Source organism: Fulvivirga kasyanovii, from assembly GCF_009711405.1.
Lineage (GTDB): Bacteria > Bacteroidota > Bacteroidia > Cytophagales > Cyclobacteriaceae > Fulvivirga > Fulvivirga kasyanovii.
This window is the reverse complement of sequence record NZ_SMLW01000513.1, coordinates 1-15,222: the sequence shown is the minus strand read 5'-3', so window position 1 is coordinate 15,222 and position 15,222 is coordinate 1. Positions and strand designations below refer to the sequence as shown.

The 15,222-nt window shown below is 44.5% G+C and carries 13 protein-coding genes; 11 read left to right on the top strand and 2 right to left on the bottom strand.

All coding sequences use genetic code 11. From position 1 onward, the window contains the following. Together cysM and E1163_RS10805 are read left to right on the top strand one after the other, a co-directional pair. A partial coding sequence (gene cysM, locus E1163_RS10810; protein WP_155171531.1) for a cysteine synthase CysM occupies positions 1-871 on the top strand: 871 nt, incomplete at its 5' end. Positions 872-972: 101 nt separating this feature from the next. Beyond that, positions 973-2,211 (top strand): serine hydrolase domain-containing protein, encoded by a 1,239-nt coding sequence (locus E1163_RS10805; RefSeq protein ID WP_155171529.1) that lies wholly within the window; start codon positions 973-975, stop codon positions 2,209-2,211. 10 nt (positions 2,212-2,221) lie between these two features. Here the strand turns inward: E1163_RS10805 and ispE are convergent, their stop codons facing one another. Both ispE and E1163_RS10795 read right to left on the bottom strand, forming a co-directional pair. Continuing rightward, entirely contained in the window at positions 2,222-3,025 is an 804-nt protein-coding gene (gene ispE, locus E1163_RS10800; RefSeq protein WP_155171527.1) for a 4-(cytidine 5'-diphospho)-2-C-methyl-D-erythritol kinase, read from the bottom strand. 132 nt (positions 3,026-3,157) lie between these two features. Beyond that, positions 3,158-3,970: an enoyl-ACP reductase FabI gene (locus E1163_RS10795; RefSeq protein ID WP_155171525.1), complete on the bottom strand. Its 813-nt coding sequence runs from the start codon at positions 3,968-3,970 to the stop codon at positions 3,158-3,160. A gap of 228 nt (positions 3,971-4,198) precedes the next feature. Between E1163_RS10795 and murI the strand changes: the two genes are divergently transcribed. From murI to E1163_RS10750, 9 genes are all read left to right on the top strand, one after another. Further along, complete coding sequence (gene murI, locus E1163_RS10790) at positions 4,199-5,014, top strand: glutamate racemase (RefSeq protein ID WP_155171523.1); 816 nt, start codon at positions 4,199-4,201, stop codon at positions 5,012-5,014. Between the two features lie 113 nt (positions 5,015-5,127). After that, positions 5,128-6,210, top strand: a complete 1,083-nt coding sequence (locus E1163_RS10785) for a complex I subunit 1/NuoH family protein (protein WP_155171521.1) — start codon at positions 5,128-5,130, stop codon at positions 6,208-6,210. A gap of 18 nt (positions 6,211-6,228) precedes the next feature. Further along, on the top strand, positions 6,229-8,262 hold the full coding sequence (locus E1163_RS10780) for a tetratricopeptide repeat-containing sensor histidine kinase (protein ID WP_155171519.1): 2,034 nt from the start codon (positions 6,229-6,231) through the stop codon (positions 8,260-8,262). A 53-nt stretch (positions 8,263-8,315) separates the two neighbouring features. Next, a complete protein-coding gene (locus E1163_RS10775) occupies positions 8,316-9,131 on the top strand; it encodes a 4Fe-4S dicluster domain-containing protein (protein WP_155171517.1) in 816 nt (271 codons plus the stop codon). Positions 9,132-9,135: 4 nt separating this feature from the next. After that, positions 9,136-9,660: an NADH-quinone oxidoreductase subunit J family protein gene (locus E1163_RS10770; RefSeq protein ID WP_221417982.1), complete on the top strand. Its 525-nt coding sequence runs from the start codon at positions 9,136-9,138 to the stop codon at positions 9,658-9,660. Continuing rightward, positions 9,650-9,952 (top strand): NADH-quinone oxidoreductase subunit NuoK, encoded by a 303-nt coding sequence (gene nuoK / locus E1163_RS10765; RefSeq protein WP_155171515.1) that lies wholly within the window; start codon positions 9,650-9,652, stop codon positions 9,950-9,952. The genes E1163_RS10770 and nuoK overlap by 11 nt, the downstream gene beginning before the upstream one ends. A 4-nt stretch (positions 9,953-9,956) precedes the next feature. Beyond that, complete coding sequence (gene nuoL / locus E1163_RS10760; protein ID WP_221417981.1) at positions 9,957-12,095, top strand: NADH-quinone oxidoreductase subunit L; 2,139 nt, start codon at positions 9,957-9,959, stop codon at positions 12,093-12,095. A gap of 3 nt (positions 12,096-12,098) precedes the next feature. Next, positions 12,099-13,829 (top strand): complex I subunit 4 family protein, encoded by a 1,731-nt coding sequence (locus tag E1163_RS10755; protein ID WP_155171513.1) that lies wholly within the window; start codon positions 12,099-12,101, stop codon positions 13,827-13,829. 3 nt (positions 13,830-13,832) lie between these two features. Continuing rightward, on the top strand, positions 13,833-15,222 hold a 1,390-nt coding region (locus tag E1163_RS10750; protein ID WP_155171511.1), incomplete at its 3' end, for an NADH-quinone oxidoreductase subunit N.

The following is a 15,222-nucleotide window of genomic DNA, read 5'->3' as shown; positions in this document are numbered from 1 at the left end:
TTTTGATTTAATTGGCAATACGCCTCTGGTGAAAATCAGCAGGATACCCGTGCCCGAAGGCGTAACTATCTATGGCAAACTTGAAGGCCAGAACCCTGGCGGCAGCGTTAAGGACAGGGCTGCCTATGGTATGATCAGCAATGCACTTAAAAGAGGAGATATTTCCAAAGGAGACAAACTGGTAGAAGCCACAAGCGGAAACACCGGTATTGCCCTGGCCATGATAGCCAACTCCATGGGACTGCACATGACCCTGATCATGCCGGACAACTCTACTCAGGAAAGAGTTCAGGCTATGAGGGCGTACGGCGCAGAAGTAATACTTACTCCGGCAGCAAAAACCATTGAATACTCAAGAGAGCTGGCCGAAAAAATGGCTGCCGAGGAAGGCTATTTTATTCTTAACCAGTTTGCCAATCAAGACAATTATGGAATGCACTATGCTACTACGGGTCCTGAAATATGGCGCGACACTGATGGAAAAATAACCCATTTTGTATCTGCCATGGGCACTACAGGTACCATAATGGGTGTGTCCAGGTACCTTAAAGAGCAAAATTCTGATGTTCAGATTGTTGGCACGCAACCTACTGACGGATCGAGTATCCCGGGTATCAGAAGGTGGTCTCCCGAATTTTTGCCGAAAATTTTTGAACCCAGCCGGGTAGACCGTGTTATAGACGTTAGTGAAACCCAGGCCAGGGAAATGACTAAACGGCTTGCAAACGAAGAAAGTATACTGGCAGGCATGAGCAGTGGCGGGGCTTTGAGCGCTGCATTACAACTGGCGCAGGAAATAAAAAGCGGTACCATTGTCTTTATCGTATGCGACCGTGGAGACAGGTATCTCAGCTCCGATCTGTTTAGCTGATCTTACCGACAGCTTCAAAATTACCTGCCTGCCAATAATTATTATTTTCCATGGACGTTTCTATGGAAAATAATAGTTTTGAAGTTTAAACAGGCAATTTTTTGAAGAAGAGATACATATTTATACTGTTAACCATCTGCGGCATAGGTTTCCTGTTGTTTTTTTCATTATCAGGCAACAGCCCTTTCTTTAAAAAGCCATTTGGAAAGCCGGATCTTGCCAGAACAACCCCCTATACCGTCAGTAAAACGGACAAGCAGTTCCTGAAAGATTTTGATCAATATATTGCTGAGCAATTTGAGCAAACGAATACTCCCGGAGCGTCTGTAGCCATAGTTAAGGAAGGGGCTGTTATCTACCAGAAAGCATTCGGCCTTAAAGCTGCCGATGGCACTGACTCGGTTAATACCAAAACCCTGTTCCGGATAGCATCTGTCTCAAAGGGTTTTTCATCTATACTCGCTGCCCTTATGGCGCAGGACACGCTCATTAATCTGGATGATCCTATCGCAAACTACCTCAAGTACCCGTTATCAGGAAGTGCCAATGACATTACCATCCGACATATCCTTTCCCACACTGCAGGTTTTCCTTACCAGGCCTATTCCACCCTTGTGGAGGACGAGCTTCCCCGCGACACTATGATCAGCAGACTACTCAAAATACCGCTTTCCCGCCTCCCCGGCGAAATCCACAGCTACCAAAATGTCGCCTATAGCATCATAGAAGTGGTTTTAGAGTCTTCCTCGGGCAAATCCTTCTCCCGCCTCATGCACGAGCATATCTTCGACCCTTTAGAAATGAGGTACTCTTCCCTCTCCTACGACTCTATGGTCGGTAATGATAACATCGCCATGCCTCATGGTTACAGGTACGGCCGGTTTGTACCTACTACTGTAAGGCCAAGTTATTATAATGTAGCTTCAGCAGGCGGGTTAAATACCAATATTGAGGACCTCGCCAAGTGGCTTGCAGCGGTTCTGGGAAATAAGAGTCTCGTAATACCATCATCCGTACTGGATACTGTTTTTAACCCGATAATACCCATCCGGATCAAGAACCCTTATTTTAGCCAGTTTGAACAGCCCCGAAACGGATACTATGGACTTGGCTGGAGAATTATGGAGTACCCTAACGATACCCTGATATACCACGGAGGTTATGCCAATGGGTACAAAAGCGGCATAGCCCTTGACCGCAATAAAAATATTGGTGTTTGCGTACTCACCAACGCTCCTTCGAAATTCTCAAACCAGGTCATGATCAATTTCTTTAAAATGTATAAGCAGTATTTTAGAGAGCAGGCCACTACAGAGGAGCGTTTATCTTCCAGCAAGTAGATTAGCGGACTTAAGGTAGAATGCCCTGCCACGTGGCTTTCATTGGCATGCTTGCAGGCTCTGAGTCAAAAATGCCATAAACACTGGACCCTGAACCGCTCATGCTGGCGTAAATAGCCCCCGAATCATAAAGCGTGTTTTTAACGGCCTCAATTTCAGGATAAATGGGAAATACAGAAGCTTCAAAATCATTTTTAAGATAGTGTCGCCATTCGGCAACAGGCATTTTTTCTATGATCTCCTTTATGCTCTTGTCGGGTAGGCCCGGCTTTACTTTGCTATAGGCTTCTGCCGTGCCCACATGTACCTCCGGGCATACCAAAACCAAGTATTTTCCACTTAAATCCAGCGCTATCGGTGAAAAATCGGTGCCTGTACCTTCTGCCAGCACTGCCTTGTTTTTTATAAAGAAAGGACAATCGCTCCCTAACTGACCGGCCAGTTTTTCCATATCCTCATCACTCAGGGCGAGTTCAAATATGCTGTTCAGCGCTTTGATGGTGAATGCTGCATCTGCAGAACCACCTCCAAGACCGGCTCCCATAGGAATAACTTTATGCAAATGGATGTGTACCGGAGGCAGGTCATACTGCTCCCGAAGCAGCTTGCAGGCCTTCACGATCAGATTACTATCCGCTTTTCCCGGAATGCTTAACCCTGACGTTTCGAACCGGAACTCTTCTGCCGGGAGTATCTCCAGTATTTCTTCAAAAGGGAGCGGGTAAAAAGCTGACGAAATATTGTGGTAGCCATCATCCCTTCTGGAGAGGATATTCAAACCCAGGTTGATCTTAGTATTAGGAAAAACTACCATAAAGCCACAGGAATAGTAATGAGATGATTTTTAATTAAAATAGCTGATCCTGAAAGAATTTTTAACAGAAAAATCTCATCAGAAAAGCCAGACAGCCCCCGATGAGATTTTCATATATTGAGTTAGAAGATCTTACTTGCTAAGTTCAGCAACAATATCTTCTGTAATTCCCGAGTTGGAGAAGCCTCCGTCATGCATCAGGTTCTGCATGGTCACCATTCTGGTGTAATCAGAGAACATCATAATAATATAGTTGGCGCAATCTTCCGAGCTGGCATTGCCAAGTGGGGACATTTTGTGCGCATAGTCAAAGAATACATCAAAACCTGTAACACCACTGCCGGCAGTAGTCATGGTAGGCGACTGGGAAATGGTGTTGACCCTTACGTTTTTCAGTTTGGCAAACCTGTATCCATAGCTTCTGGCGATAGACTCGAGTACAGCCTTGGCCTGAGCCATATCTGAGTAATCAGGGAAAGTACGTTGAGCTGCTATGTAGCTCAGTGCCAGAATAGAACCCCAATCATTCATGGCATCGGTTTTCTCTGCCGTTTGCAATACTTTATGGAAAGAAATACCTGAGATATCCAGTGTCTTTAAAAACCAATCGTAATTAAGATCACCATATTCTTTGCCTTTTCTTACGTTGGGGCTCATGCCTATCGAGTGCAATACGAAGTCAAGTTTACCTCCGAGCACCTCCATAGATTTTTCAAAAAGGTTGGTCAGATCTTCAATTGAAGTTGCATCTGCAGGAATAACCTCAGCATTACATTCCTCAGCCAATTTATTTATACCTCCCATTCTCAGTGCTATAGGAGCGTTAGTCAGTACGAATTCAGCACCTTCATCGCGTGCCTTGATCGCCGTTTTCCATGCAATAGAATTCTCATCCAGGGCACCGAATATTATGCCTTTCTTTCCTTTAAGTATGTTATTACTCATAGTATGTTAGTTTTTTCTTTCTTTGGAAGTGCAATAATACAAAATTATTTACCTAAATGGAGTGACACCTGCAGGCCAAAGCAAATCCGGGGTTTTCTTTATGCTCAAATGAAGTACAAGGCTGTGCTACTGCAGTTAACCCGCTGAGGATATTTTTAGTCAAAAAAAATTATGGGACAACCGACCGACCGGTTATATTTCAATACTTTTGCGCTTTAATTTTTTAGCATGAATTTTAGCACAGGCAGCCCCATCGGGATATTTGACAGCGGAATCGGAGGTTTAACAGTAGCGCACGCCATCAGGAATGTACTTCCTCATGAGTCTATGATATACTTTGGCGATACGGCGCATTTACCGTACGGTGACAAATCTGAAGCGGCAGTACAGGCTTACTCGGTGAAAATTGCAGATGTTCTCCTTAAAAAGGGGTGTAAGGTGATCGTAATTGCCTGCAACTCTGCAAGCTCTGCGGCCTATGAACTACTCAAGGAATATACCGGTAAACGGGCCAAGGTCATCAATGTAATCGATCCTATGGTCTCCTATATTAAGGAGCATTTTATCGGACAAAAAATTGGCCTGATAGGTACCAAGCGCACTGTACAGTCCAATGTATATGCTAAAAAAGTAAAACAACTCAAACAGAACATTCAACTGGTTTCCGTGGCCACTCCTTTGCTGGTACCTATGATCGAAGAGGGCTTTTTTAACAACAAGATCAGCTACGAGATCATTGAAAAATATTTAGACATCAGCCAGTTTAAAGATATCGAGGCCTTAATACTCGGCTGTACCCATTACCCTTTGATAAAAAAGCAGATCAATGACTTTTTCAACGGAAAGGTCAGGATACTGGACTCTTCCGAGATTACAGCGAAGTACCTTAAAAACTACCTGACAGAAAGCAACCTGCTGGCTCCTGAGGGACAAGAGGTTAAGGATGAATTTCTGGTATCTGATTTTACCCAGTCTTTTGAAGCCTCAACCAAAATATTCTTCCGTGAACTGGTGCATTTGGAAAAGTATCCGCTATGGGATTAATACTTATTGCTGTTTTATATCCGAATTATTAATATATTGACAAGCGATACATTGCGTAATCTGAACGGTATTGGTTTATTTTGCCGCAGGGGCTGATAAATTAAATTATACAGATGTCAACAATTTTATTCTTTCTTCCTTTTTTACTTGTCTATGCCGTTTTTGCCATCTATGCAGAACGAAAACTATCAGCCTTTATACAAGACCGGTACGGGCCAATGGAAGTAGGCTATTACGGCCTTCTGCAAACCGTAGCCGACCTTCTCAAGCTTGTACAAAAAGAGGACATTGTACCTAAAAGTGCTGACCGCATTCTATTTCTTCTTGCCCCGGTCTTAATATTCGTGTTTGTATTTGCAGGCTTTGCGGTATTACCTGTAACCTCCGTATGGGAGGGCGCCCCGATACAGACCGGAGTGTTTTATCTGCTGGCCATTGTTTCCCTTGATGTGATAGGCATCATTATGGCCGGCTGGAGTTCCAACAACAAGTACTCATTGCTGGGAGCCATGCGTTCGGCGGCACAAATTATATCCTATGAGGTACCTTTAACACTCAGCGTGTTATGCGTAGTGATCATAAGCCAAACCCTTGACCTTCAGGACATATCGATGCAACAAGGCATCTGGAGTGAAGAAACCAATTACCTCTTTGGCATTAAAGCTTTGGGCATTGATATAACAAATGTCGGTGGCTTTTTGAGCTGGAATGTTGTGAGAATGCCTCTGTTATTTTTTGCATGGCTGATCTTTTTCATCACTTCCCTGGCGGAATGCAACCGGGCCCCCTTCGATTTACCCGAGGCAGAGTCTGAGATAGTTGCTGGTTTTCAAACCGAGTATTCTGGGTTCAGGTGGTCAGTGATCATGCTTGCAGAGTATGGCATGATGCTTTTGGTTTCCCTACTCGGCGTTGTGCTGTTTTTTGGCAGTTGGAACACTCCCCTACCTAATCTGGGTCCTGTTAAACTGGCCGAATGGACCAGTGGCGTTCCCGGTACCTGGTTTGGTCATTTTTGCAGCGGTTTCTGGCTCATCAGTAAAGCCATGTTAATGGTACTGCTCCAGATGTGGGTAAGATGGACGTATCCAAGGGTACGAATAGACCAGTTAATGAGTCTCGGATGGAAATATCTGACCCCCGCCGCACTGGTGCTGCTATTATTATCAGGGGTATGGAGATTGTTCATGATTTAATGTATATTAAGCAATATTTTGAGAAAGTACTTATACATATTTTTTATTCTTTTTGTCTGCTCAACGCTGTCAAAAGCGCAGGATCAGGTAAAAATTGACAGTTTAACCCGTGTCTTTAATGATACCCAGTCAGATTCATTAAAGCTTGAAATATTATTTTATCTGGTCAATGAATATAATTATGACAATGTAGATACGGCGATTCATTTGGCCTCCCAAGCCCGCAACCTTGCCATCCAACTCCAGGACTCATTGTACCTTGCCTTTGCGGATGAAATGCTGGCAGGTTACCACACAGTGCAAAGCAACTACAAGGAAGCCCTCAAGTATGACCTTGAAGCCCTTCGCCTATACAAGCAAATGGATTATGGCGCGGGGGTAACGCTGGCATTAAACAGTATAGGAGAAGATTATTACGACCTGGACTTATTCAGCGATGCCTATGACTATTATCAGCAGAGTTTAAAAAAGGCACAGGAAATTAATAACAAGCTCTATGTTGCCATCGCCACTTATAATATAGGGAGGGTACTAAAATCCATGGGCCAACTGGAAAAGGCCAGAGAGTACATTGAAAACTCCATGAAACTGAGTAGTGTAATTGACGACCACGAGGGACTGGCATATTCAGGCCATGACATTGGTGAAATACTGATCATGGAAGGACAATATGAGAAGGCACTAACAGAACTGCAAAAGGCACTGGAACTGAGTATTAAACTCGAAACCACAGTACTCATTCCCCAGATACAGAATAAAATAGCCGTGGCCTATGAAAACCTGGGCGAGTTTGAAAAATCGCTCGATTACCATAACCGCGCACTGGAAAGGTACCAAGAACTGAACAACAAGAGTGGTATTGCCGAAACACAGCTCGGGCTGGGTGTTGCGCGCATGAAGATGGGCGAATATGATAAAGCCGGGGAGCTTCTGAATACTTCCCTGACGCTCTCCAAAAGCATGAACAACAATGAGCTGATCATCAAGGCTTATGAGGAGATGTCTAACCTCTATGAGAAAAAAGGTGAATATCAGTTGTCTCTGAAATACTACAAGATGTTTAAGGCCATGGAGGACAGTGTATTCAGTGAAAAGCAAAAGGAACAGTTTGCCCAGATACAGATCAAATATGAAACGGCCAATAAGGACATGGAGATTGCACTACTCAACCAAAAAGAAGAGCAGCAAAAGGTACAGCTAAAGAATGAGGAGTTTTTCAGGAATATTCTGGTAGTGATACTTGCTTTTACGGCTGTATTGCTGATCACATTATACAGAAGTAGTGTTCGCCGTAAAAAGATCAATGACCTTTTGGTTATACACCAGAAAGAAATGGAAGAGCAAAGCCGCGAGCTTGCCGGCCTGCTGGAAATGAAAGACAAGTTTTTCTCAATCGTTTCTCATGATGTACGCTCTCCCATCCATGCTCTCGTGGGCATCCTGGACATGCTTGATGAGGGCAACCTCAACCAGGAAGAACTTCGCCAGTTGACAAAGTCGCTAAAAGTAAGGCTTGACAATACTCGCAAACTTCTCGACAATCTGCTGGATTGGGCTTTGGTACAAATGAACGAGATTACCATTCAGGAGGAGCCACTGGAACTGAAAGAGCTGGTGGAAGAAAACCTCAATTTTTTCAGAGAGATCAACGACAAAGACATTCAGTTTATTGATAATGTGGAGAAAGATACCAGTGTTCTGGCTGACAGGAACATGCTTGATCTGATTATCAGAAACCTGGTCGCCAACTCTATAAAATTCACCAGAGATGGTGGCTTTGTGGAAATCTCGGCCGAAGACAAAGACAATGATACGCTTATCGTAAGCATCAAAGACAATGGCATAGGCATGAGCGAAGAGCAAAGGTCTCAACTGTTCAATACTACTGTGCTATACACTACCAAGGGTACTGCCAACGAAAAGGGTACCGGACTAGGGCTTAAACTCTGCAAAGAGTTTGTGGAGCGTATGGGCGGAAAGATATGGGTAGAAAGCAAGGAAGGTGAAGGCAGTACATTTAAGTTCACCATAAAAAAAGAGCCGATCTTCTAAACATTTCTTAAATTTTCTTGCATTTTCTTAATTCGCTGACCAATATTTGTAGCATGAACCATTCCTACTGGAGCAATATTGGCCAAACGATAAAAACCTTGTGGGGAGGTTTACAAATCACTTTTAAGCACATTTTACAGGCCAGAACTTCGCAAAAGCCTGTACCTGTGTGCAATACGGATTACTTCAAACAGGACAAGGGCCTGGTAACCGTTCAATACCCTCATGAAAGCTTCCCGATCCCGGACAATGGCAGGTACAGACTGCACAATGAAATTGATGATTGTATAGTATGCGACAAGTGTGCTAAAATATGTCCTGTAGATTGCATTGACATTGACCCTATCAGAGCGGTCGGTGAAATTGGCAAGACATCTGATGGCACGTCCAAACGGATCTATGCGGCCAAGTTTGACATCGATATGGGCAAATGTTGCTTTTGCGGCCTTTGCACTACGGTTTGTCCTACCGAATGCCTGACCATGACTAAAACTTATGATTTCAGCGAATACGATGTTGATGACCATACTTATTCTTTTGCCACGATGACTCCTCTGGAAATTCTGGAGAAAAGAAAGGAACTGGAGGAATTTGAAAAGCAAAAGGCCGCGGCAAAAGAACAGGCTGCCCCTGCTGCTACAGAAACCGCAGAGAAGAAGCCTGCCGCCAAACCAAAGATGGGTGGTGCCAAACCTGTATTCAAACCAAAAATCAAAAAAACAGGGGAAACCCCTTCTGAGCCAAAAGCTGATACGGATACTGATACTGAGCCCAGCGCAAAACCAAAGCCTAAGATCAGGCCCAAGCCGGTCATGAAACCGAAACCTGTCATAAAAAAGAAAGATAAGGGGGAGGATAGTGATGGTTGAAGTTATGTTCTACTTTTTTTGTGGTGTGGCAGTGCTTTCCGCCCTTGTCGTCTTGTTTTCGAAGAACATTCTTTACGCCGCATTTTCACTGGTAGCTACATTTATGGCTGTTGCCGGCATCTATGTTATTGCCGGAGCTGAGTTTGTGGCCATTACTCAAATCATGGTATATGTGGGTGGTATAGTGGTGCTTCTGATCTTTGGCGTTATGCTTACCAATAAAATCTCCGGTAAAGCTATGATCACGGAATCGCGCAACAAGTTTTCTGCGGCAGTGGTCATGACCTCATTATCCGCATTACTGATCTACGCCATCTTTCAGATGAATTTCACAGCACTACAAGGCCAGGCCTGGATCGATAACAACAATTACAAACCGACTGAAAACCTCACCAACATAAATCAATTGGGTATTGGTTTAATGAGTGATTATATATTACCTTTTGAAATTGCTGCTGTGTTGCTGCTTGTTGCCTTAATAGGCGCTGCAACTATAGCCGGCTATAAAGAAAGATCCGATGGCCATTGAACATTACTTCATATTATCCGCAATACTCTTTTGCATTGGCATGGCGGTGATCATTACCAAAAAGAATGCTATTGTAGTGCTGATGGGTGTAGAGTTGATACTCAATGCTGCCAATATTAATTTTATAGCTATAAGCCAGTTGGATAACATTAAGCTGGGCGGGCAGTTTTTTGCTTTGTTTGTAATAGTGGTTGCAGCAGCAGAAGCAGCCGTGGGGTTGGCAATCATCTTAAAGATCTATAAATATTTTAGTACCACCAACCTGGATGAGATAAACCAGTTAAAAGGATAAGCCTTTGGAATACTCTGAACTATTACGGCCTTTACCCTGGACAACTCCAACAATCCTATGCCTCGTCATACTGGCACTGCCGTTTGTTAGTTTTCTTCTCATGGCTGCTGCTCCTGATAGCTCCAGGAGGTTGATGTCATGGGTATCTTCGGCATTCATTCTTATTGCAGCCTGTATATCTGTCTATCTTTTGCTTTCCGTTTGGGCTCAGCCTGCCAGCCACACACGCTTTGACTGGTTTTCCATAGCCTCAATGCCACAAATTACTGCGGGTATACTGCTGGACATCAATGCTGCGCTTATGCTGGTAGTGGTCAATGTGATCTCCTTTTTGGTACATGTCTACTCTACGGCTTATATGAAAGATGATGCCGGATACAAAAAATATTTCGCCTTCTTAGGGCTATTTACCTTTTCCATGCTGGGTATAGTGCTGGCCGATAACCTGCTGATCATTTTTGTTTTCTGGGAGCTTGTAGGTTTATCATCCTATCTCCTGATCAGCCATTGGTACCAGAAAGACAGCGCATCGAAAGCAGCAAAAAAAGCTTTTATAGTCAACCGTGTAGGTGATGCCGGCTTTTTGATTGGGCTGGCGATTCTATGGGTACAGTTCAACACCCTGGACATAGAAGCCCTGAAAGTATTGATGTCACAATCGACTTTAGCGGGCGGGGAATGGACTACTACACTAGGCTATGTCTTAAATGCAGACTGGCTGACAGTGGCGGGAATAGGCCTTTTCCTTGGGGCCATGGGTAAATCAGCCCAGTTTCCTCTGCAAGTATGGCTCCCGGATGCCATGGAAGGCCCTACTCCTGTATCGGCTCTTATACATGCTGCTACTATGGTAGCTGCAGGTGTATTTCTTATGGCACGTGTATTTGTACTGCTCGATATTGATGCCCTGACTTTTGTTGCGACCATAGGGGCCATAACGGCATTTATGGGTGCTATAGCTGCTCTTACTCAGCACGACATTAAAAAAGTACTGGCCTACTCTACTATATCCCAGCTCGGATATATGCTTATGGGTATTGGCGTTGGCGCATATGATGCCGCACTTTTCCATTTGTTTACCCACGCATTCTTCAAAGCCTGTTTATTCCTGGCCGCCGGGTCGGTTATTTACGCGCTTCATGAGTTTGAACACGACACGGGGATAAAATTCGATGCCCAGGACATGCGCAACATGGGTGGGCTGAGAAAAAAACTACCATTTACCTTTATGGCGTATGGTGTATCAGCACTGGCGCTAATTGGTATCCCTTTCTTTTCAGGCTTCCTGTCCAAAGATGCTTTGCTTTCCGGAGCATATGCCTGGGCAGATGTGATGTCTGGCGGAGGTTTTTCCATTTACTACCTGATCCCGGACCTGGGCTTCCTTACGGTAATATTAACTGCTTTATATATGTTCCGCCAGTTGCTTCTGGTGTTCTTCGGAGAGTTCAGGATTGCAGCTCAGCACCCGGGGCACAGTCTTACGGAAGTTAAAGAAGTACCCCTGGTTATGAAGGCTGTTTTGACAGTTTTGGGAATCATGTCATTAGGCTTAATATGGTCGATCAATCCGCTGGACCATAGCCATAGCTGGTTTTTGGGGGCCTTAAAAGCACCAACCATCCTAACTCCGGGCTTTGACATTGACTGGCAACCGCGCCTGATCGAGCTTACTCTGGCTAACCACATCAAAGTAACTGTAATATCTATGACTATGATAGTTATAGGGGCTTTGACAGGCTGGTTTCTTTACAAACCGGGAAGTGCTTACACAAAAGGCTACTTCCAAAGAAAAAACACTGTCAACAAACTTCAGGCATTATCATATAATAACTGGCACCTCGATGAGGCTTATAAATTAATTATAGAAAAACCTGTCCTATGGATCGCCAACGGGCTTTCTGCTTTTGAGAAACGTGTGATAGACAAAGCCATAGATGGTTTTGCGGTTATCAACGTCATCATTGCACATCTCATAGGCTGGATCGACCGTATGGTGGTTGACGGTTTTGTTAATTTTTCTGTTTTCTTTGCGGGCAGGATTGGCGTAATGACGAAATCATTACAGGGCGGAAGGGTTCAAAGTTATATTTTAATAGCCGTTTTTGGCATAGTAATAATGATCTTCTGGATAATCTGGTAACTGATGTTAGACAACCATTTGCTCTCCATATTAGTTTTCTTACCGCTAACGGCCGCTATCGTTATAGCGCTCTTGCCTCAGTCGGTAAAGCATACTTCAAAATATATAGCACTAGGCGTAGGCTGTATCCAACTCCTTTTGGCTGTTGTACTTTACCTGGGGTATAATTCTTCCCTGGCAGGCTTAAACTCCATCAGTGGCTTTCAGTATGTTGAGAACATTTCATGGATCAACCTGGAGCTATCAACACTGGGCAAACTTTCAGCACACTATTTTATCGGTGTAGACGGCTTGAGCATCAGCATGGTGTTGCTATCGATAGTGATACTCTTTATTGGGGTGATCTCATCATGGAATATCAAAGAAAAAGTAAAAGGATACTTTAGTCTTTACCTGATCCTGAATGCAGCTATTATCGGTTGTTTTGTTGCACTCGACTTCCTGCTTTTCTACTTATTCTTCGAGTTCATGCTTCTGCCGATGTACTTTCTCATCGGCTTATGGGGAGGGCCGAGAAAGGACTATGCCTCTATCAAGTTCTTCCTCTATACATTGCTCGGTTCCATATTTATACTCATTGTCATGATCGCCCTCTACCTTTCGGTAATAGACCCTGCGGCCACGGCAGTGGAATATGGTTTAGCCAATAACGTAGAGCAGGTGACCCCGGAGATGGAAGAGCAGGTACAACAACTGCTTTTTACCAACCAATTGCCTGCAGATAAACTGGTACATACTTTTAACATGGTCTATATGACTGATGCGGGTAACTATATTCCCAAATCAGTGATGGACATACATGCCGTGAGACTGATATTCGGGCATCCGGCAAGGTTACTGGCCTTTTTGCTGATATTTATTGGCTTTGCTATTAAGGTCCCGGTAGTGCCGCTGCACACCTGGCTACCTGACGCTCACGTGGAAGCCCCTACTCCTATTTCTGTAGTTTTGGCAGGCATTCTTTTGAAGGTAGGTGCTTATGGCCTGATCAGGACAGGATTTATGATCATCCCGGACGGAGCCATACATTATTCCTGGTGGATTGCGTTTTTCGGAGTTCTCTCCATCATTTATGGCGCCATGAATGCCCTGGCCAGCAGGGACCTTAAGCGTTTGATTGCTTATTCATCGGTTTCGCATATGGGGTTTGTACTTCTGGGCCTGGCTTCCCTGACAGCAGAAGGGGTAAGTGGAGCGATTTACCAGATGGTGAGCCACGGTTTTATTTCCGGGGCATTGTTCCTGATCGCAGGGGTAATCTATGACCGTACACACAACAGGATCATCGAAAATTATTCGGGGCTGGCCTCGCATATGCCTAAGTACACCATTTTTGTGGTGATATTCTTCTTCGCCTCTATGGGCTTGCCTGGTTTCTCAGGTTTTATTGCCGAAATATTTGTGCTTTTGGGAGCTTTTGGTTCATCTTCAATTAACGGGTTGGTTCCCAAATGGATGGCCATAATAGCCACAACCGGCCTGATCCTGAGTGCGGCCTATTATCTCTGGGCCATACAGCGCATGTTCTTCGGCAAGTTTTTCACCAAAGGGCCGGTTAAAGAAGATATGCTGAGCGACCTGAACATGAGAGAATACGTGATGCTGGTGCCGTTGTTTGTGTTTGCTCTTCTTTTGGGAATCTTCCCCGACCTACTGCTAAACCTGATCAATAAGTCCGTCACGCTGTTTGTGGATGTGATGGGTAATCACGGATTTCAAATGCTGGAGAAATAATTCATGGAGACTACACTGAACGATAAACTGCGGGATATCACTTCAAGTCTGTCATACTTTCAGCCAGAGTTTGTCATTACACTTGGTATCATTCTTACACTCATTGCCGGGCTTTTTCCAAAAATCCGCAAAAGCTCCTCGCTCCAGCTTCTATGCCTTCTTATATTGGCCGTCACTTTATTTACTGATATCAGACAGTGGAGGACACTTGGAGAGAACCCGCAGCACTTGTTTCAAAACATGCTGGGGCTTGACAAAGTAGCCGTGTTCTGGAAATTTCTCATCGGAGCAGGAGCTTTTCTCGCTGTGGCTATGGGATACAGAGGCCGTGAAGCTACAGACAGGCAGGGAGAATATTATTCACTGGTGCTTTCTGTAGTGTTGGGTGCTCATTTACTTGCCATGGCCAGTAACCTGCTTCTGGTTTTTATCAGCATCGAATTGATATCCATCAGCTCATACCTGCTCACTGCGTTCAGTTTCAACAAAAACAGTACTGAAGCCGGTATGAAATATTTGCTTTTTGGCGCAGCAGCATCGGGCATTATGCTTTTCGGTATGTCGTGGCTCTATGCGTTTACCGGATCACTTCATTTCTATCAGCCGCAATTTGCGCAAATGATGATGAATGTAGACACGATACCGTTGGCCATCGGCTGCTTTTTAGTACTCGGGGGTATACTATTCAAAATCTCAGCGGCGCCTATGCACATCTGGGCACCTGATGTATATACCTCTGCCCCTACACCGGTTGTGGCGTTTTTCTCGGTAGTGCCCAAGTTTGCCGGCTTTGCCCTGCTTGTCAAGTGGGTGATCATCATCAATCTTTTTGGACTCAGTCCGCTGAGCTGGTCTTCCATACTGGCTGTGATTGCTATCCTGACGATCACTATAGGTAATTTCTCAGCGCTCTGGCAGAAGAACGTAAAAAGAATGCTGGCTTACTCTTCCATTGCCCACTCAGGCTTCCTGCTGGTAACCATGGTGGCATTTAGCGAACTGGCCATGCAAAGTTTGTTATTTTACTCAGCCATATACATGGTTATGAATGTTGCTGCTTTCATGTTTGTCCACCATGTTGAACGCAGCTATGGATACACCGACGTAGACCAATACCGTGGCCTGATAAAAGTTTCTGTTCCCCTGGCTATAATGATCGTCATCATTATGATATCCCTGGCCGGCCTTCCTCCGACCGGTGGCTTTACCGCCAAGCTTCTTGTTTTCACCTCCCTTTGGGAAAGTTACTCCACCAAAGACAACCCGTGGATGCTCTACCTGATGGTGTTTGGTTTGGCCAATACGGTAGTGTCACTCTTCTACTACCTGAGAATTCCGTACTACATGATCTTCAAAGCACCAGAACATGAGGCAGATAAGGGCAAAAATTTAT